The following is a 21337-nucleotide window of genomic DNA, read 5'->3' as shown; positions in this document are numbered from 1 at the left end:
TTTACAAAATCAATGAACTTATAAAAATCTACACATTCATAATTTCAAAAAACTTTATCTCTTTTTCAACTCAAAAATAACTTCACTCAAAATATCATAAGCCAGCTCCATCTTACTTTTCTGACTAATTTCCACCGAAGTCCTATCTTTTTTAATAATCTCAATCACATTTTCATCGCTGCCCATTACAGACGCATTATTTGCCACTATAATATCCAAATTTTTCTTTTCCAGCTTTTTTAATGCATTTTCCCTTATATCATTAGTTTCTGCGGCAAATCCAACTAATAGCTGTTTTTCTTTTTTCTTGCTCATCTCTAGCAAAATATCAGGATTTCTAACCAATTCCATAACCAAATCTGAATCAGATTTCTTTATTTTTTCCTTTTTGTATTCCTTTGGTCTGTAATCTGCAACTGCCGCACAAGCTATGAAAATGTCAGTATTTTTAAAATACTCATCCACTTTCTCATACATTTCCAACGCCGATTCCACAGAAATAAAATTTTTAAGGTCATTTGGAATTTTTAAGTCCGTAGGCCCACTAACTAATGTTACTTCTGCTCCCATATCAATAGCTGCCTGAGCAAGTGAATATCCCATTTTTCCGCTTGAATTATTTGACAAATATCTGATTGGATCAACATTTTCCTTTGTTCGTCCGCTTGTTATAAGAATTTTTTTGCCTTTTAGTGCAGTATCAAAATTTTCTATTTTTGAAAAAATACTGTATCTTTCTATTTCATCGACAATATCTTCTGGCTCGCTCATTCTCCCCTTTGCACTATAATTGCAGGCAAGCAAACCTTCTTCTGCATCAATAAACCTATACCCAAAAGATGAGAGTTTATCAATATTTTCTTTTAAAATCGGATTTTCGTACATATTCACATTCATTGCCAAGGCAAAAAATACTGGCTTTCTTACCGAAACAGCAGAAAGGATTGTCGTAAGCATATCATCTGCAATCCCGTTTGAAACTTTTCCAATTATATTATAAGTCGCAGGTGCAATCAAAACCATATCTGCCCAATCTGCAAGTGAAATATGCTCCACTTCATAATGCGGATTGCTGTCCCACATATCCACATAAATCCTATTTCTTGATAAAGTTTCAAGAGTCAAAGGTCCAATGATTTTTGTAGCATTTTCAGTCATCACAACTTTCACATTATATCCTTTCTTTTTCAAAAGCGATACAATTCCAGCCGATTTGTATGCTGCAATTCCTCCTGTAACTCCTACTAAAATATTTTTCATTTTTCCCTCTTTTTAAATCAAAAATTACAATAAATTATAATCTGTACTTCCATCCTTATTATCCTTAATTTCCACGCCAAGTTTCTTCAACTCATCCCGAATTTCATCAGATAACTTGAAATTTTTCTCACTTCTTGCCTCACTTCGTAATTTTATCAGCAATTCAATTAATTTTTTTGTCAATTCCATATTTTCTCCATCTTCTTCCTTCACAGCATTTTCCGCTTCAAGTGCTATTCCAAATACATTTTTTATTTTCTTCTTCAAAGAATCGTAAGATTTTTTTATTTCATAATAAATTGTGGAAAACTCACTTTCATTTGTGGAAATAAGTTTATTTGTTTCCCTAATTTGGTCAAAAATAGTCGCTAATGCCTGCGGTGTGTTCATATCCTCATCCATCGCATCTTCAAATTTTTTATCAAATTCATCAATTTTTTGAGAAAACTCTGAATTTTTAACACTTTCTATTTTTTCATTCTTATATTCTTCAACAATATTTTCAAATTTATTCATTGATTTTACAATATTTTGCAAGGCTTTTTTTGTATCCTCCATATTCTCGAATGAAAAGTTAATTGGCTTTCTGTAATGAGTGCTAAGAATAAAAAGTCTTACTACATTTCCAGAAAATTTTTCAAGTATTTCACGAAGCAAAAAGAAATTTCCTAGCGATTTTGACATCTTGTCGCCATTTATCTGAATAAATCCGTTGTGAAGCCAATAATTTGCAAAATTTCCGTCATAAGCACACTTGCTTTGAGCAATCTCATTTTCGTGATGCGGAAAAACTAAATCTTGTCCGCCACCGTGAATATCAAATGTATCCCCTAGATATTTTTTTGCCATCGCACTACATTCTATATGCCATCCAGGACGTCCCTGTCCCCAAGGCGATTCCCAAAATGGCTCCCCATCCTTCTTTTTCTTCCAAAGTGCAAAGTCTACTGGATTTTTCTTAATTTCTGAGACATCAATCCTAGCCCCAAGTTCCAGCTCCTCAATTTTCTGATTCGACAATTTCCCATAATCCTTATACTTTTTCACTTCAAAATAAACATCCCCATCTTTCTCATAAGCAAACCCATTATCAATTAATTTTTGAATAATCTCAATAATTTCCGCCATATTCTCAGTAACCTTAGGTCTTTTCACGCTCTCAAGAATATTCAGCTTGCTAATATCCTCAAAAAAATATTTTATATATTTTTCTGAAACCTCACTCGCAGAAGTACCTTCTTCCATAGACTTATTTATAATTTTATCATCCACATCCGTAAAATTCTGCACAAACTCAATTTCCATCCCCTTATGCTCAAAATACCGTGCCAACGTATCAAAAACCACAATCGGACGCGCATTCCCCAAATGTATGTAATTATAGACAGTAGGCCCGCAAACATACATTTTTACCTTATTTTCTTCTATTGTCTTAAATTCTTCAATTTTATTCGTCATTGTGTTGTAAAGTTTCATTTTTTATTCTCCCTACTTTTGAAAACTTTTAATTTATTTAGGTTCATTTAATTTTAGTTATTCCAATTTTTCTTTTATTAAATCATTAGGATAAAAGATAATAGCTGGATCAAATGTTATTATCAAATTTTTCTTTTTATATTTCTTGCCTTTTCGCTCAAAAAAATATACTTTTCTTATATTTTTTTCATTTTTTAATATTAACTGAATGTTATCTTTTTTCTCACCATAACTGATAATTAATGATATTTTTTTATTTTCCTTATAAAAATATCGATTTTTATAATAATTAATATATTCATCTTCTAAACGGCATTCTCTAAGAGTATCATCATCTGCTTCCCTAAACTCTCCATATTGTTCATCCTTTTCATCTAAATGCCCAATAAAAGATTGTCCATTTAATTCCCATCCAATTTTTCTTACTTTTTTATCAGGAATACATTCATATTTTTCATTTTTTTCAATAATTTGTATTATTTTTTCTTTTGGATAATTTTCTGAAAAAAGCAATGTTCCAAATAATAAAAATATTATAGTTACTTTTCCCATAATTAAACCTCGATTTTTACATTATTTAAAACTCTCAACTAAAAAATTTCTCAATGTTGGAAAATCAAAATCTTCAGATATTTCTCTCAATATTAAGACATCCTGTAATAACATTTTCATAGCCAAAGTTCTTTAAATCAAATGTCCTACTTCAAAGTAGCCACTGTACACCCAATTCCACCTTCATTCTGATTGGCATCCTTAAATTCTGTTACATATTTTGAAGTTCTTAGGTATTCGTGGATTTTTTTTCTTAGTACCATTGTTCCTTTTCCATGAATTATGTAGATTTCGTGATAGCCTGTGAGCATTGCTCTGTCCATGTATGTTTCTAGTTCAGCGATTGCTTCATCGGCATTCATTCCACGCAAGTCGATTTCTCCTCGTACTTGGGAAGTTCGTTTTAATGAGGCGAAGTTTTTGAATTTGTTTGTTTTTTTCTTTTGAATTTTTACAATGTCGTCAGTTGATACAACCAGCTTTAATATTCCAGTTTGCACTTGAATACGGTTGTTTGGCATTATTTTTAAAATCTTTCCATTTTGGTTCATTGTTTTTACAAGCACTTCTTCCCCAACAGCAAAATCTACGTTTTGAGTAACAACTTTCTTTTCTTTTACATTTTTCTTTTTATCTGTAATGAATGATTCACGTAGCATATTCAGGCTTCTTTGAGCATTTTTGGCATCTTCTTTTTTAGATTCCTCGCTGTTAATTTTGTCAATTAGGTTTTTGGCTTTTGCCTGCATGTTTTTCAAGTAATTGTCAGCTTCCTCATAGGCATGTTTTATAATTTCATTTTTTTCATTTTCAAGTTTTATCATATTTTGCTCATAAATGCTTTTTTGCTTGTCAAGTTCAGTTCTTGTTGCTTCTAATTGTGCCTGCATTGTTTCCAGCTCATCATTTTTTTCCTTTATTGATTTTAGCATTTCTTCGACACGCTGATTGTCTTCACTTATGTAACTTTTTGCATTTTCAATTACTTCTTCACTAATTCCGTATTTTCTTGCAATTATAAGGGCATTACTTTCTCCCGGTATTCCTTCCAGCAGTCTGTACGTTGGAGACAATGTTTCCACATCAAATTCCATTGAGGCACTTTTAATTCCTGTTGTGTTAAAGGCGTATGCTTTTACTTCGCTGTAATGGGTTGTGATTATTGAAGTTACGTGTTTTTTGTTCAAGTAATCAATGATTGCCATTGCAAAAGCTGCCCCTTCCATTGGATCAGTTCCACTTCCCAATTCATCCATTAATACAAGTGATTTACTGTTTGCATTTTCAATTATATCTTTTATTTTGCTCACATGCCCTGAAAATGAGGATAAATTTTGCTCAAGACTTTGTTCGTCCCCAATGTCAGCCAGTACATTGTGAAAATATCCAATTTCAGTTTTTTCATTCGCAGGAATTGGGATACCAGACAATGCCATAATTGTAAGAAGTCCAGCCACTTTCAATGTTACTGTCTTCCCTCCAGTATTAGGCCCTGTAATAAGCATTATATTTTCAGGATTTCCAAGTTCAAAATTAATTGGTACAACTGTATTTTCATCAATTAGCGGATGTCTTGCTTCAACCAGTTTCAAATATTCCTTGTTAATAATTTTCGGAACAATACATTTCTTATTAACTGAATAAGTTGTTTTTGCATCAATAAAGTCCAGTCTTTCCAAAATTTCTTTAATTTCCAGAATTTCTTCCTTTTTAGTTTTTACAAGTTCTGTAATTCTAAGCAGTATTTTTCTAATTTCCTCACGCTCGCGAGCCTCATATTCACGCAATTTATTATTTAATGAAACAATATTTAAAGGCTCGATGTAAACTGTGCTTCCTGTTGCAGACCTATCGTGTTCTATTCCTTTAATAAGCCCTTTAAAATCTGTCTTTACAGCAATTACGTATCTGTCGTTTCTTTGTGTTATTATTCTTTCCTGAATCGCATTTTGCGTACTTTTATTAGAAATCAGCTCATCAAATTTTTCTTTAATATTCGCATTAATATTCTGCTTCTGCCTTCTCACATCACGAAGTCCAATCGAAGCCTCATCCTTTAATACTCCTTCATCATTAATTGCTTCTGAAATAAAGTTCTCAATATCTTTAACTTCCTCAACATCACTAAACAGATTCCAAATCGTTCTATATTTATCCCTGACATTCTTAGCCCTGCTTTTAGAAATTCTAAAAATCGTCAAATTCTTCTTCAGAACTGCCAAATCCTCAGCACTCAAATAAGACCCAATAATATCAATAGAATTCATCATCTTAGTAATATCTGCAAGCCCTGCAAGTTCCAGTCCGTCATCATACTTATAAAAGTCAATCATCTCCATCATAAGCATAAGTTCCTTATCTAAAACTGATTTTTCCTTTATAATATCAATATCCAGAAACTTTTCTTTCGTTTTCTCCAATCTTGATAAATTAATAAGTTCATTAATTATTTTATAAAATTCTAATACATCATAATTTTTTTTCATTTTCTTCCTCTTTTCTTTCTTTCCTATTTTTAAATCCTATCCTTATAGTTTTTCAATAAAATACTCTATAATTTTTTCTTTTTTATTTATATTAAAGTTTATTTTAAGCAGAGGTATCAGTCGCCATACCTCTGCACTCCGGCTTCTCGAATTTCAATTTTACAGCAAAAGACAAAACTCGCTTTTAACAAAAGTTATTTTCATCTCATAAAGTTATTATCAATTTAAGTACATTAGAAAAGCTCAAACAAGTTGTCTTTTACTGAAAAATTAAAATCTCGGAAATTTATAACAATTTTTTAATTTTTTCACATTTGTTTTAATCAAATTAATTATTATAATCAAACTAAAAACGTCGTGATTTTTTTTTAATGAAATTGACTGTCTGAGCTTTTTCAAAATTTTTAGACTATAATTGGTTTAAGGAATTGTAATAACCTTTGTTAAAAAGGGAGTTTCAATTTCGTAGTAATCCAGGTTTATTCAAATAATAAATGTTTAGACTACTTTCCCAAATAAAATTTGGGAATATTTCAAAAAAATACTTAGACAATTCGGGGATGCAAGGGGAATGGCGATTGTTCCCCCTTGCCTTGTCTTATTTTGTTAAAATTATATCACATTTTGTAATAATTTGAAATCGCTATTTAATCTAAGGCTTTTTTATGGTATAATTTAACAGATGAAATATTTAAAAAATTGGAGAATAAATGATAAATATATAATTGTTAAAAAAGAAAGAGAGTGTGAAATAAATGGATTTAAAAAATTTACCGATAACTCCTTTACCGTCAGTAAAACTTGATAAGCATCAGGAGGATTTGCTCATTCATAACGAACTTTTTGCAACTCTTCTAGGTGAAACGATTTTTAGATATGCGGGTTTACATATTTATGAGGTTACTGAAAAATTGAAAGAAGCTTCCAGTAAATATTATAAAACACAAAAACAGGAAGCTAGAAAAAATTTATCGTCTTTTTGTTCGGATCTTACTGATGCGGAAATTTTGCGTGTAATAAGAGGTTTTTCGATTTTTTCGGCACTTGCGAATATTGCTGAAGATGTGTATCAGACTCATGAACAGCGATATGCAAAAATTTCCAACAAGCCACAAATTGGATCTCTTGAAAAATCACTAAAAAATTTGAAGAAAAAGGGAATCAGTCAAGATAAAATATTGAAGGCTATGGAAAAGGTCTCAATTGTTCCAGTTTTAACAGCACATCCAACGCAAGTTCAAAGAAAAAGTATTTTGGATTTGACAAAAAAATTAACTGATATTCTGGATAAATATGAAAATGTAAAATCTCATCAAATTGATGAAAATGAATGGCTTAATGACCTAAACCGTGGTATTCAAATCTGGTGGCAAACTGCAATGTTGAGAGCTAGTAAATTACGTGTAACAGATGAAATAAGCAATGCTCTAAGTTATTACAACATTACATTTTTTAATGAAATTCCAAGGCTTATGAATAAATTTCAGGAAATTTCAAAAACATTAGGAAATTCTGAAGTAAAATCTCAAGCTCTGCTTCCACTTACTATGGGAATGTGGATTGGTGGAGATAGAGACGGAAATCCTTATGTTACAGTAAATACACTGGAGCAGTCGGCACAAGAGCAGGCTATAAAATTGTTCCAGCATTATCTGGATGTAGTTCGTGAAATTTACAGAGATCTATCAATGTCTATTTCAATGACAAATGTAACTGAAGAACTGCAAAACTTGGCAGAGGCTTCAGGACAAGTTTCGCCGCATCGAACACACGAGCCATATCGTCGTGCATTGACAACAATAACAGACAGACTGCTTGCAACAGCCTACAAATTGTGTGATTACAACCGTGACTTATTACCGCCAAAAAGAAAAAATGGAATTGATCTTCCTTACAAGTCAGCTAATGAATTTACAAACGATTTGGTGATTGTGGCAGAATCACTTAAAAAGAATAATAGTGAATTTTTAACGCAAGGAAAATTAAACAATCTAATCAGTGCTACGAAAATATTTGGATTTCACCTTGCAACAATTGACTTAAGACAAGATTCCAGCGTTCATGAAATATGTGTTGCCGAACTTTTGAAAAGTGCAAATATTTTAGGAGATTACTTGAGCCTGTCAGAAGACGCAAGATGTGAAATTTTACTGCGGGAATTGGAACACGATCCTAGAATTTTAAGTGATCCGACAATTCCACAAAGTGAAATACTGGCCTCAGAACTTGCAATTTACAGAAAGGCAAAATCTTTGAGAGAACGTTTTGGAAGTAAAATTATTGAAAAAAATCTGATTTCTCATGCAACAAGTGTTTCAGATATGCTAGAGATAGCTATTTTACTAAAAGAAGCTAACCTTGCAAAAGGAAATGAAGGAAATGAATTTTGCGATTTACAAATTGTTCCGCTTTTTGAAACAGTGGAAGATTTAATTGCGGCTCCTGATATTTTGAGAAAATGGTTTAATTTGCCGTTAGTCAAAAAATGGATGGATAAAAAAGGTCGAAAACAGGAAGTTATGCTAGGATATTCAGATAGTAACAAAGATGGTGGATACCTAAGTTCAAGCTGGTCTTTATACAAGGCGCAAAAAGAGCTGACTGCAATCGGACGTGAATTTGATGTGGAAATCTCATTCTTTCATGGACGTGGAGGAACAGTAGGACGTGGTGGAGGTCCAAGTTACGAAGCCATTTTAGCACAGCCTGAAGGAAGTACAGACGGAACAATCAGACTTACAGAACAGGGAGAAGTAATTGGTGCCAAATACGGAAATCCTGATTTAGGATTAAAAAATCTGGAGGCATTGGTTTCAGCAGCGCTTGAATCAAGTGCATTGACAGAGGAAGATGCGGACTGGGAAGAATATGAAAAAATAATAGAAAATGTTTCAGAATTAAGTTACTATGCTTACCGTGACTTAGTTTACAATACAGACGGATTTTCAGACTTTTTCTTTGAAGTTACGCCAATAAACTTTATTTCAGGGCTGAATATTGGTTCAAGACCGTCTTCACGTAAAAAAACACAATCACTAGACAGCCTAAGAGCAATCCCATGGGTATTCTCTTGGTCGCAAGCAAGAATAATGCTTCCAGGATGGTACGGTGTTGGAACAGCGTTTACAAAATGGATTGACAATGATGATAAAAAATTGGAAATTTTGCAGAAAATGTATAAGGAATGGCCATTCTTCCGTTCAACAATTTCAAATGTTGACATGGTTCTATCAAAAACAGATTTATCAATTTTCGCAGAATATGTAAAACTGGCAAGTGATCAGGAAACAGCACAAAAAATTTTTAAGGAAATAGAAAAAGAGTGGATTTTAACAATTGATATCTTGAAAAAAATTACAGGAAATGATGTTTTACTGGCAGATAATCCAGAGTTAGTAAGCAGTCTAAGAAATCGTCTGCCATATTTTGATTCGATGAATTATTTACAAATTGAATTAATAAAACGTTCAAGAGCTGGAGACGATTCAGAAGAACTGAGAAAAGCCATTCACATTTCAATAAATGGACTTGCAACAGGACTTCGTAATAGTGGATAATACAAATAAAAGGAATATTTCTAATTAAAATTAGGACTGTTCCTTTTTTTATAAAAATTTTTTTCCATTCATTTTATATTCATAAAACTGTTTTATAATGTATTCAAGATAAGAGAGAAAAGTAAAAAAATAAATGAATATTAAAGGAGAAAGAAAGATGAAAAAGAAAATTTTAAGTATTACATTATTAGGAATCCTGGTATTAGGAGTATCAGTAGCTGTAAATGCAAAGAGCAGAAATAAATACAACAGAAATGTTTCTTCAAATAATTACATTGGAATAAACAGAGCAATGAACATTGCATTGAAAAAAGTACCAGGAGCAAGCAATTCTCACGTGAAAAAAATCAATTTAGACAGAGAAAATGGAAGAATGGTTTACGAAGGGGAAATTTATTATAACGGACAGGAATATGAATTTGATATTGATGCTGTAACTGGCGATGTTGTAAAATGGAAAGTAGATGAAATTTCAAATAATTCTGGTTACATTAAGAATAATGTGAACAATTCGCAAACTATAACAATGGAAAAAGCAAAATCAATTGCACTTGCACAAGTGCCAGGAGCTAATCAAAGCCATTTTGGAAAAATAGAATTAGATCATGATCATGGAAGAGCAGTTTATGAAATCGAAATATTTTACAATAATTCAAAATACGAATTTGATATAGACGCTTCAACAGGAGAAATCATTGGAACTGAAGTAAAGCATTATAATAAAAATTATTAAAATACAATATAAATAAAAAATCTTGTAAAAATTTTTAAATCAAAAAACAAAATTAAATGAAAAAGAAGGAGAAAAATTATGAAAAAGAAAATTTTAAGTATCGCATTATTAGGAATCATGGTATTAGGAGTATCAGTGACTGCAAACGCAAAAAGCAAACACAAATATAACAGAAACGTTTCTTCAAACAGCTACATTGGAGTAAACAGGGCAATGAACATTGCATTGAAAAAAGTGCCAGGAGCGAACAGTTCTCACGTAAAAGAAATCCATTTGGATAGAGAAAATGGAAGAATGGTCTATGAAGGAGAAATCTACCACAATGGATGGGAATACGAATTTGATATTGACGCAGTAACTGGAGCCATTGTAAAATGGAAAGCAGAAAGAGATTAATAAAATAAATTAAAAAATATTCTTGCAGAGGGTTAATTGAAAATTTACTGTTTTCAGTTTGCTCTCTTTTTATTTTTTGGAATTTGTGATATATTATAGTAAAATTTCTATAGTTTTTATAGTAAAACTGCTTTAAAACAAAACTCAAAAGTTATGACTATTTTACTCAAACCCTAAATTTATATAATTTTTAGTAGTTTGATTTTAAATAGGTTTGAGTATATATTAGAATAATAGAAACTTAAGATTTTAGCATTTGCTAAAAATAATACAGGAGAGAATTAAATATGAAAATTTTGCTGGCAGAAGATGAAGTAGATTTGAATAATGTTGTAACTAGGTATCTAAAAAAAAATGGATATAGTGTAGATAGCGTGCTAGACGGGGAAGAAGCGTTAGATTATCTGGAATATAGTGAATACGATTTAGTAATTCTGGATATTATGATGCCAAAAGTAGATGGATTTGAAGTTATAAAAAAACTTAGGGATAAAAGAAATCATACTTCTGTTCTTATGCTTACTGCAAGGGATAGTGCAGATGATAAAGTAAAAGGGCTTGATTTGGGAGCTGATGATTATATTGTAAAACCATTTGACTTTAATGAGCTTTTGGCAAGAATTAGGGCAGTCGTGAGAAGAAAATATGGAAATAGTTCAAATAAGCTTGTGATAGGAGATTTGATTTTGGATACTTCAGAAAAATCAGTAACAAGAGCTGGAAAGCAGATAGAATTAACAGGAAAAGAATACGAAGTTTTGGAATATCTCATGCAAAGCAAAAATCGGATTTTAAGCAGAGATCAGATTAAGGAGCATGTGTGGGACTTTGATTATGAAGGAGATTCTAATATAATTGACGTTTTGATAAAAAATATTAGGAAAAAAATAGATATAGAAAATGGAAAACAGATAATTTATACAAAAAGAGGACTTGGATATGTTATAAAAGAGGATTAGTTCAAATAAATTAATTATTAGGAATTTTTTGAAAAGAAAGGAATAATTGAGTTTTGAAAAATAAATTAAATAAAATTTGGGGGGACTTTCCAATTACTGTGAAGGTAACTCTTTGGTATACTGTTTTTGTGGTAATCTTAATTTCGATTATGCTAACAGTATCATTTACCGTTGCAAATAAGATGACAGGAGACTTGAACCATCGAGAATTGATGGAGGCTGTGATTGAAATGACTGTTGAAATGGTTTCAAATCCTAATGAGTTTGACGAATTTGATGACGGGATTTACTTTGTTAAGTACAATAGCGAAGGAATAGAAATGGGCGGAATGTCGCCACGAGGATTTGATTTGACATTAAAATATAAAGAAAACACTGTCAGAACTTATGAAAAGAATGGAGAAAAATATTATTATTTCGATAAAAAAATAGACAATTCTGAAGGAGAATGGGTTAGAGGGATTGTTCCAGTAAATCAGCTATCTGATGAAGTAAGCAAACTGCTTATTATAATTTTAATTTTAAGTCCACTATTATTACTAATAATAGTTTATGGCGGATACAGAATTGTAAAAAAAGCTCTAAATCCTGTAGCCAAAATATCAGATACAGCTTCAGAAATTCAAAAAAACGGTGATTTTTCCAAAAGAATCAAAATTGATGAAGGAAAAGATGAAATACACAGGATGGCAGGTACCTTTAATGAAATGCTAAATTCGCTTGAAAATTCCTATACACGTGAAAAACAGTTCAGTTCAGATGTTTCGCACGAACTTCGGACACCTGTGAGCGTTATACTTACAGAAAGCCAGTATTCGCTGGAATATGCAGACACTGTGGAAGAAGCAAAGGATTCCTTTTCTGTGATTCAGCGTCAGGCAAAAAGAATGTCAGAACTGATAAATCAAATAATGGAACTTTCCAAAATAGAAAAGCAGACTGTTATTGAATTGCAAAAAATAAATTTTTCAGAAACAATGGAAAAAATATTAGAAGATTATAAAAATCTTTTAAGCGAGAAAAATATAAAAGTTTCAAAAGATATTGAACAAAATATATTTATAAACGCAGATAAAGTAATGATTGAAAGATTGCTTGACAATTTACTTAATAATGCAATGAAATTTACAAAAGATAAAATAAATGTAAAATTATATTCGGAAAATGAAAATTGTGTTATGGAAATTGAAGACAATGGAATTGGAATACCAGAAGAGGATAAAAAGCTTATTTGGGATAGATTTTACCAAGTAAATGACTCACGAAACAAAAAAGTAAATAAAGGTTTTGGATTAGGACTTTCATTAGTTGCAAAAATTATTGAGCAGCATAATGCAAGTATTGATGTTGAAAGTGAGTTGAACCAAGGAACAAGATTTATTGCTAAATTTATGAAATCTGAATAATTTAAAAAGGGATAATCTCTATTTTGAGAAAATCCCTTATTTTTTTACTTTATTTTTTTCATAAACATAGATTAGAACCCTAAAATTTTTCCAACTCTTTCTTTTTCATTTTCCCATTCTTTTCCGTAGTAAGCTTTCAAGTAAATTTCTCTTAATTCATCCATTAGCGGGTATCTTGGGTTAGCTGGAGTACATTGATCATCGAAAGCGTCTAGCGACATTTCGTCTACAGCTTCCAAGAAGTCCTTTTCAGGTACTCCCCATTCTTTAATGCTTGCTGGGATTCCTATTTTTTTATTTAATTCATTAATTCCTTTAATTAAATTTTCTACTTTTTCTTCTTTAGTATTTCCGCCAAATCCTAGATAATCATTCATTTCAGCGTATCTTTGCATTGCATCAGGATATCTGTATTGAGGGAATAATCCCATCTTTGTTGGAGCCTCAGCTGCATTGAAACGGATAACCTCTTCAAGAAGCATAGCATTTGCGATACCGTGTGGAACGTGGAATTTTCCTCCAAGTTTGTGTGCAAGCGAGTGATTTATTCCTAAGAATGCATTTGCGAAAGCCATTCCTGCAAGACATGAAGCATTTGCCATTTTTTCTTTTGCTTTAATTGCTTTTGAACCTAATTCTACTGATTCTGGCAAGTATTTGAATACAAGTCTAGCTGCTTCTTTTGAATAAGGTTTTGTGTATTCTGTCGCCATAACTGAAACATAAGATTCAAGAGCATGTGTAAATACGTCAATTCCAGAAGCTACTGTAAGACCTTTTGGCATTGTAAGCATAAGTTCAGGATCGTTAATTGCTACGTTCGGTGTCAATGCATAATCTGCAAGAGGGTATTTGATTCCAGTTTCATCATCTGTAATTACAGAAAATGGAGTTACTTCCGAACCAGTTCCAGCCGATGTTGCTACTGCAACAAATTTAGCTTTTTTACCCATTTCAGGGAATTCAACAATTCTCTTTCTAATATCCATAAATCTCATTGCCAAATCTCTAAATCGAAGTTCTGGATGTTCATACAATACCCACATAATTTTAGCGGCGTCCATTGCAGAACCTCCACCAAGAGCGATAACAATGTCAGGGTTATATTCAAGCATTGCTTTTGCTCCAGCCTGAGCTGAACTTAATGTTGGATCCTCTTTTACTTCTGAGAATATTCTATAATCGATATGTATGCTGTCAAGCACTTTTGTAATATGTTCTGTATATCCTAGTTCAGCCAATACTTTATCCGTTACGATAAATGCTTTTTTGTGGTTTCCTTTCAATTCTTCTAAAGCTGTCGGAAGTGATCCGTATTTGAAATAAATTTTTTCAGGAACTTTGAACCATAACATATTTTCTCTTCTTTCTGCAATTGTTTTTACGTTTAATAAGTGTTTTACTCCTACATTTTCTGACACAGAATTTCCTCCCCATGAACCGCATCCAAGTGTTAATGACGGCTCTAATTTAAAGTTGAATACATCTCCGATTGCTCCAAGTGATGCTGGCATATTGATTAATGTACGTCCTGTTTTCATCAATCTTCCGAATTTATCTATTTTTTCTTTTTCAGCTAAATTAATATATAATGAAGATGTATGTCCCAATCCACCAAGTTTTACTAATTCATCAGCTTTTTTTAGTCCATCTTCAAAATCTTCTGATTTATACATTGCAAGCACTGGCGATAATTTTTCGTGTGCAAATGGTTCCTCAATTCCAGTAGACTCAACTTCCCCAATTAACACTTTTGAACTTTTTGGAATTTCAAATCCCGCCATACCTGCAATAACATACGCACTTTTTCCAACTATATCAGCGTTTAGATTTCCATTTATAAATAATACTTCTCTTACTTTATTTAGTTCTTCGTCGTTAAGGATATAGGCTCCTCTGTTCAAAAATTCGGCTTTAACTTTGTCATAAATTTCTTTGTCTATAATTACAGATTGCTCTGTTGCACAGATTACTCCGTTATCAAATGTTTTAGACATTAAAATATAGTTTACAGTCATTTTTATATCTGCCGATTTGTCAATTACAACTGGCGTATTTCCGGCTCCAACTCCAATTGCAGGAGTTCCTGATGAATAAGCAGATTTAACCATTCCCGGTCCACCTGTCGCAAGTATTAAGTCAGCACTTGCCATAAGTTCTCTTGATAGTTCTACGCTTGGTTCGTCAATCCATCCGATTATATCTTTTGGCGCTCCGTATTTTACTGCTGTTTCCAAAGCAATTTTAGCTGTTTCAATAGTCGCCTGCTTTGCTCTTGGGTGCGGTGAAAATATTATTGCATTTCTTGTTTTTAATGATATTAATGTTTTGAACATTGCTGTTGAAGTCGGGTTTGTTGTTGGTACAATACCTGCAATAATCCCTATTGGAGTTGCAATTTTCTTAACTCCGTAAGATCTGTCGTCTTCCAGCACTCCACAAGTTTTTTCGTCTTTGTATTTATTGTAAATATATTCAGAAGCAAAGTGATTTTTTATAACTTTATCTTCCACAATTCCCATTCCAGTTTCTGCTACTGCCAAATTTGCCAGAGTAATTCTTTCGTCATTCATTTTTTGAGCCACTTTTCTAAAAATTTTGTCGACTCTTTCCTGATCAAATGTTGCAAATTCTTCTTGAGCTTTTCTAACTCTTTGAATAAGTTCCTTTAAACTTTCTAAATCCTTAACTACTGCCATTTTTCCTCCTAAAATAAAGCATATATTTTGTTACATTCTTTACAATTTATATAATACTCTATTTTATCAAAAAACTCAAGTGTTTTTTTTCACTTTCTTATTTTATGGTAATTTCAGTATAAAATGAAAAGAAATTTCGTTGACTTTTATATATATGATTCAAATTTTAAGTTAATTGGCTATAATTTATTTTGTTTGTGAGTTAAATATTGAATGTTTAATAAATTTTGGATACTTGTAGCTGTATAAAAACTTCATTGATTTGCTGAAATTATATTTTAAATATTTGAAAATATTAGATTTTTGTATTTGGATTGAAAAATTTATAATAATTAGATGAAATTTTAGCATTATATTTGTGTAATAAAGTATTGTAATTTGAGAATAGTAAAATTTTCATAATTGATTTTATTACAAATTTTTGATAGAATATAAAGTGTAATTTAATTTGTAAAACAAATAAATTTATATATAAAATATTTTGGAGGTAAAATTAACATGAGTTTGTTAGAATTGAAAAATGTAAAATCTGAAGTAGAAGGGAAAGAGATTCTAAAAGGATTGAACTTGACTATAAACAAAGGAGAAGTTCATGTAATTATGGGGCCTAATGGAGCTGGAAAATCTACGCTTGCAAGTATTCTTGTGGGACATCCAAAACACGAATTAGTTGATGGAGAAATTATTTTGGATGGAGAGAATATTAATGAAGATGCTGTGGATGAAAGAGCCAAAAAAGGAATTTTCCTATCATTTCAATATCCTGAAGAAATACCAGGGCTTACTGTAGAGGACTTTTTGAGAACGGCAAAAGAGGCTGTTACTGGGGAAAAGCAATATTTGATGCAATTTCATAATGAATTAGTGGAAAAAATGGAAAAGCTTCACATTAATCCTGAATATGCAGATAGACATTTAAATGTCGGGTTTTCTGGTGGAGAAAAGAAAAAGAATGAAATTTTACAGATGGCAGTTTTAGAGCCAAAATTGGCTATTCTGGATGAAACTGATTCTGGACTTGATATTGACGCTACAAAAGTTGTATTTGAAGGTGTTCAAAAATTAAAGACTAAAGATACAGCTTTACTTATAATTACACACTATGATAAAGTGCTGGATTATTTAAAGCCTGATTTTGTTCATATTTTGATGAATGGAAAAATTGTTAAGACAGGTGGGCAGGAATTAGTTGAAAGCATTGAAAAAGATGGTTATGCTAAAATGAAGGAAGAATTAGGATTATAATTAATACAGAATAGAAAGTGTGGGAATAATGGAAAATAGAAAAAAAACATATGTTGCAGACATTGAACGTGGTGTCTATGATATAAAAGACGAAGGACGTTATAAATATAAGGCTGAAAAGGGACTTACTCCTGAAATTATCAAAAAAATTTCAGAAAGAAAAAATGAGCCTGAGTGGATGAAAGAATTTAGATTAAAGGCATTAGAAGTTTACAATTCAAAACCTATGACTGACTGGGGTCCAGATTTATCAGATCTTGATGTAAATGATATTGTGCATTATTTGGAACCTGATTCGGCACCAATGAATGAAAACTGGGATGATGTACCAAGTTATATAAGAGATACATTTGACAGACTTGGGATTCCTGAGGCTGAAAAGCAGTCACTTGCAGGAGTAGGAGCACAATATGATTCGGAAGTAGTTTATCACAGCATTCATAAAGAATTGAAAGAACAAGGTGTAATTTATACAGATATTGAAACTGCAATGGTAGAATATGAAGATATGCTAAAGGAATATTTTATGACATTAATTACAGTTAATGATCACAAATTTGCGGCATTACATGGGGCAGTATGGTCTGGAGGATCGTTTATCTACGTTCCAAAAGGAGTAAAGGTAAATATGCCTTTACAATCATATTTTAGATTGAATGCACCTGAAGCAGGACAATTTGAGCATACGCTTATTATTGTGGACGAAGGAGCTGATTTGCATTATATCGAGGGATGTTCTGCTCCAAAATATCAAAAAAATGCATTGCATGCAGGAGCGGTTGAATTATTTGTAAGAAAAGGGGCAAGATTAAGATATTCAACAATTGAGAACTGGTCAAGAAATATGTACAATCTTAATACAAAAAGAGCAATAGTGGAAGATGATGGAGTAGTTGAGTGGATTTCTGGATCATTTGGATCAAGAGTTTCGATGCTTTACCCAATGAGTATTCTGAAAGGTGATCGTTCAAGATGTGAATTTACAGGAGTTACATTTGCAGCGGCTGGACAATATTTGGATACAGGATGTAAAATTATTCATCAAGGAAAACAGACAAGTTCGACAGTTCATTCAAAATCAATTTCCAAAAATGGAGGAACAGCATTTTATAGAGGGCTTTTAAAAGTATTGCCGGAAGCAACTGGAGCAAGATCAACTGTAGAATGTGAATCACTGATGCTAGATAATGAATCAACATCAGATACTATACCAATAATTGATATAAATAACGATAGCGTAGATATTGGACATGAAGCAAAAATCGGAAGAATAAGTGACGAGGCAATATTTTATCTTATGTCAAGAGGTATAAGCGAAGATGAAGCAAAGGCGATGATTGTAAGAGGATTTGTTGAGCCAATTTCTAAGGAACTGCCGCTTGAATATGCTGTAGAGCTTAATAAATTGATAGAGCTGGAACTGGAAGGAACAATCGGATAAATAGGCAAAACTCAAATTGCTGAAAAATGGAAGGAGCAAAAATGTTAGAAAAATCAAGCATACAAAATCTTGAAAATAGTGAATACAGACTGGAAAAGTTTGAACAATATAAAAAGCTTGAAAAAGTTAATTGGACAAGAGTAGGCTATCAATACGAAGAGCCTGAAACATTTAAGAAATTTAATAATCTGGAAATAAAGCATGGAAATCAGGAAGGAGTTGCTATAAAAAATATTAGTGACTCAATAGATGAGCTGGAAAGATTAAAAAATGATAATGAATATGGACTAGGAGACTTTTTTAAGACACAGAATCTTGCTTTTTGTAATGAAGGGAAGTACCTAAAAATTGCTGAAAGAAAAAAAATTGAAAAGCCAATTTACTTAAATTATCGTGCAAATAAAGAAAATAATTTTCTAGTTGACTACAATGTTATTGAAGTAGAAGACTTTGCAAAAGTTACGGTAATTATTACTTACGATTCAGAAGACGACACACCAGTTTATCACAATGGAATTATAAAAGTGTTCACTGGGAGAAATGCAGAAGTAAAAATTATAAAAATACAAACTTTAAATACAAAAAGTTCTAATTTTGAGTCATCAAAAATTGAAACTTTGGGTCAAGGAAAAACTCAATATTACAGCGTTGAACTAGGTGGAAAGATTAATGCAATAAGTCATAAATCTTATCTTGAGGAAGATTCAGCAGAAGTTTATGTATGGCCTGCATACCTTGCTGATGAGGACAGAAAGCTGGACTTGGAGTATTCAGTAGTATTCCGTGGACGTAGAACAGTTGGTGAGCTTCAAGGAAGAGGAGCTGTAAAAGATACAGCTAAAAAAGTATTTCGTGGAAACCTATACTTTAAGCAAGGTTCGAGCAAGTCTGAAGGTCGTGAAGGAGAATTTGCTATATTATTAAATGATAAAATAAAGGCTGACTCTATTCCAACATTATTCTGTAGTGAAGATGATGTTATCGGAGAACACGCTGCTTCTGTCGGAAAAGTTGATGAATCAAAATTATTTTATCTAATGAGCCGTGGACTTTCTGAAGGAAGAGCCAAAAAATTAATAGTAGAATCTTCATTCCGTCCAATAATGGATAACATCGATGACGAAAAGTTAAGAGAAAAATTATTTGAAGAGCTGGAAAGAAGAATCTAAAAGAATAGAATATGAATTTGAAAAAATACCCACTAAGTGATATAATTTTTGTATTGCTTGTGGGTAAAATTTGTATAGGGAGGGAAAAATGGACTACAGAAAAGAATTTCCAATATTTAAGAATAGAAATAATCACTATCTTGATACAGCGGCAACTTCACAAAAGCCTAAAAGAGTGCTGGATAAAATTATGGAATATTATGAAAAATATAACGGTAATCCAGGGCGTGGTTCGCATACTTTATCAATGGAAGCCTCAAACTTGATGGCAAATGCACGTAAAACTGTACAGAAGTTTATCAATGCAAAATATCCTGAAGAAGTGATTTTTACAAAAAGTACGACAGAATCAATCAATTTGATAGCCTATTCTTACGGAATGGAATTTATAAACGAAAATGATGAAATAATTCTAGGAATTTCAAATCATCACGCAAATATTGTCCCTTGGCAGTTTGTAGCTAAAAAGAAAAATGCTAAGATAAAATTTGTTTATCTCACTGAAAATGGGCAATTTGATATTGAAGATTTTAAAAATAAATTGTCAGATAAAACAAAATTTATAGCTGTTTCTGCTGTGGTAAATGTTACAGGAGTTATTCAGCCAATAAAGGAAATTATTGAAATTGCACGAAACAAAAATAAAAATATACGCATTCTTGTGGATGCTGCACAGTCGATGCTGCATTTTAAACACGATGTTCAAAAATTGGATACAGATTTTCTTGTATTTTCAGGACATAAATTATTTACACCAATGGGAATTGGAGTTATGTACGGGAAAAAGGATATTCTTGACGAAATGCCGCCTTTCTTATACGGTGGAGATATGATTGAATTTGTAACAGAACAGGAATCAACGTTTGCACCACTTCCAAATAAATTTGAAGGCGGGACTCAGAATGTGGAAGGGGCAGTAACTCTGGAAGAGGCAATTAATTTTATTGAAGAAATTAGTTATGAGAAAATTAATGAAATTGAAAACTCTCTTACGGAAATTGCTTTAGAAAAATTGAAAAAGTTAGATTTTGTAGAAACATATTTTACAAAAGATGTTGAGCGTGCTGGAATTATTGCCTTTAATGTAAAAAATGTGCATTCTCACGATGTGGCATTTATACTTGACTCGTATAATGTGGCAGTTCGTTCAGGACATCATTGTGCACAGCCTTTAATGAAGTATTTAGGAGTGCCTTCGTGCTGCCGTGCAAGTTTTAGCATTTACAACAATGAAGAGGATATTGATAAACTGATAGAAGGGCTTTTAAAAGTGAAGGAAGTTTTTGAATTATAGGAAAAATAAATAAAAGAAAAAAATTTGAAAAGGAGGTTTAATATGAATTTAGAAAAAATATATCAGCAGACAATATTGGAATACAGCAGACGTAAGGAACTAAACCGTGAAATTGAAAATCCCACATTTGCAGAACGTGGGCATAATCCAAACTGTGGTGATGACTTGACACTTGAAATAAAAACTGATGAAAACGGAGTAATAACAGATGCCGCTTTTATTGGAAGCGGATGTGCCATTTCAACGGCTTCTATGGCTATGCTGATTGACTTGGTAAAAGGGAAGACAATGGAAGAAGCAAAGGAAAAAGTAAATTTGTTTTTCAAAATGATGAAGCAGGAAGAAAAATTGACAAGTGAAGAAAGTAAAAAATTAGGAGATGCTGTTCTTATGGAATATGTGGCTCAAATGCCTGCAAGAGTAAAATGTGCGACACTTAGCTGGCATTCATTAAAAGTAATTGTGGATAAGAGTGAAAAGTAGAATAATAATATAAAAAAGCTGTATCATGATATTTATGAAACAGCTAATTTTTTTTATTAAATACTACATTACTCTTTAAAGTTATACTATAATGGTAGAAATCAGAAAATTTATGTAATTAAAGCCTTTTGTAATTTTATTTATAAATATTATAACTAATGAATATTTTTTCTTATTTTAT

15 protein-coding genes are annotated in these 21337 nt (G+C 31.8%); 10 read left to right on the top strand and 5 right to left on the bottom strand.

Going from position 1 to position 21337, the window contains the following annotated elements; translation table 11 throughout:
- Positions 1-54: 54 nt before the first annotated feature.
- The 4 genes from coaBC to ACEG17_RS07410 form a co-directional block, all read right to left on the bottom strand.
- On the bottom strand, positions 55-1260 hold the full coding sequence (gene coaBC, locus ACEG17_RS07425) for a bifunctional phosphopantothenoylcysteine decarboxylase/phosphopantothenate--cysteine ligase CoaBC (RefSeq protein WP_372583198.1): 1206 nt from the start codon (positions 1258-1260) through the stop codon (positions 55-57).
- Between the two features lie 24 nt (positions 1261-1284).
- Entirely contained in the window at positions 1285-2736 is a 1452-nt protein-coding gene (gene cysS, locus ACEG17_RS07420) for a cysteine--tRNA ligase (protein ID WP_372583197.1), read from the bottom strand.
- A 57-nt stretch (positions 2737-2793) separates the two neighbouring features.
- On the bottom strand, positions 2794-3288 hold the full coding sequence (locus ACEG17_RS07415; RefSeq protein ID WP_372583196.1) for a hypothetical protein: 495 nt from the start codon (positions 3286-3288) through the stop codon (positions 2794-2796).
- 146 nt (positions 3289-3434) lie between these two features.
- Complete coding sequence (locus tag ACEG17_RS07410) at positions 3435-5774, bottom strand: endonuclease MutS2 (protein ID WP_372583195.1); 2340 nt, start codon at positions 5772-5774, stop codon at positions 3435-3437.
- Between the two features lie 755 nt (positions 5775-6529).
- Between ACEG17_RS07410 and ppc the strand changes: the two genes are divergently transcribed.
- The 5 genes from ppc (at position 6530) to ACEG17_RS07385 (ending at position 12825) form a co-directional block, all read left to right on the top strand.
- Positions 6530-9331, top strand: a complete 2802-nt coding sequence (gene ppc / locus ACEG17_RS07405; RefSeq protein WP_372583194.1) for a phosphoenolpyruvate carboxylase — start codon at positions 6530-6532, stop codon at positions 9329-9331.
- A 157-nt stretch (positions 9332-9488) separates the two neighbouring features.
- Positions 9489-10064 carry a PepSY domain-containing protein gene (locus ACEG17_RS07400; RefSeq protein WP_372583193.1) on the top strand — a complete coding sequence of 192 codons (576 nt, stop codon included), beginning with the start codon at positions 9489-9491 and terminating at the stop codon, positions 10062-10064.
- A gap of 78 nt (positions 10065-10142) precedes the next feature.
- Positions 10143-10460 carry a PepSY domain-containing protein gene (locus ACEG17_RS07395; protein WP_006805921.1) on the top strand — a complete coding sequence of 106 codons (318 nt, stop codon included), beginning with the start codon at positions 10143-10145 and terminating at the stop codon, positions 10458-10460.
- Between the two features lie 287 nt (positions 10461-10747).
- Positions 10748-11419, top strand: coding sequence for a response regulator transcription factor (locus ACEG17_RS07390; protein WP_372583192.1), 672 nt, complete (start codon positions 10748-10750; stop codon positions 11417-11419).
- A gap of 98 nt (positions 11420-11517) precedes the next feature.
- Positions 11518-12825, top strand: coding sequence for a sensor histidine kinase (locus ACEG17_RS07385; RefSeq protein WP_372583191.1), 1308 nt, complete (start codon positions 11518-11520; stop codon positions 12823-12825).
- 71 nt (positions 12826-12896) lie between these two features.
- Here ACEG17_RS07385 and adhE read toward each other — a convergent pair whose 3' ends face one another.
- A complete protein-coding gene (adhE, locus tag ACEG17_RS07380) occupies positions 12897-15524 on the bottom strand; it encodes a bifunctional acetaldehyde-CoA/alcohol dehydrogenase (protein ID WP_147004961.1) in 2628 nt (875 codons plus the stop codon).
- Positions 15525-16022: 498 nt separating this feature from the next.
- Here adhE and sufC point away from each other — a divergent pair, with 498 nt between their 5' ends.
- The 5 genes from sufC to sufU all read left to right on the top strand — a co-directional run bounded on the left by sufC (position 16023) and on the right by sufU (position 21156).
- Positions 16023-16769 carry a Fe-S cluster assembly ATPase SufC gene (gene sufC / locus ACEG17_RS07375; protein WP_021744694.1) on the top strand — a complete coding sequence of 249 codons (747 nt, stop codon included), beginning with the start codon at positions 16023-16025 and terminating at the stop codon, positions 16767-16769.
- A gap of 28 nt (positions 16770-16797) precedes the next feature.
- Positions 16798-18210: a Fe-S cluster assembly protein SufB gene (gene sufB / locus ACEG17_RS07370; RefSeq protein WP_026746830.1), complete on the top strand. Its 1413-nt coding sequence runs from the start codon at positions 16798-16800 to the stop codon at positions 18208-18210.
- 41 nt (positions 18211-18251) lie between these two features.
- Entirely contained in the window at positions 18252-19379 is a 1128-nt protein-coding gene (sufD, locus tag ACEG17_RS07365; RefSeq protein ID WP_372583190.1) for a Fe-S cluster assembly protein SufD, read from the top strand.
- Between the two features lie 88 nt (positions 19380-19467).
- Positions 19468-20673, top strand: a complete 1206-nt coding sequence (locus tag ACEG17_RS07360) for a SufS family cysteine desulfurase (RefSeq protein WP_372583189.1) — start codon at positions 19468-19470, stop codon at positions 20671-20673.
- Positions 20674-20715: 42 nt separating this feature from the next.
- On the top strand, positions 20716-21156 hold the full coding sequence (gene sufU / locus ACEG17_RS07355) for a Fe-S cluster assembly sulfur transfer protein SufU (RefSeq protein ID WP_026746833.1): 441 nt from the start codon (positions 20716-20718) through the stop codon (positions 21154-21156).
- The last annotated feature ends 181 nt before the right edge of the window (positions 21157-21337 follow it).

This window comes from Leptotrichia hongkongensis, assembly GCF_041538065.1.
Classification (GTDB): Bacteria; Fusobacteriota; Fusobacteriia; order Fusobacteriales; family Leptotrichiaceae; genus Leptotrichia; species Leptotrichia hongkongensis.
This window is presented reverse-complemented; position numbering and strand designations above follow the sequence as displayed.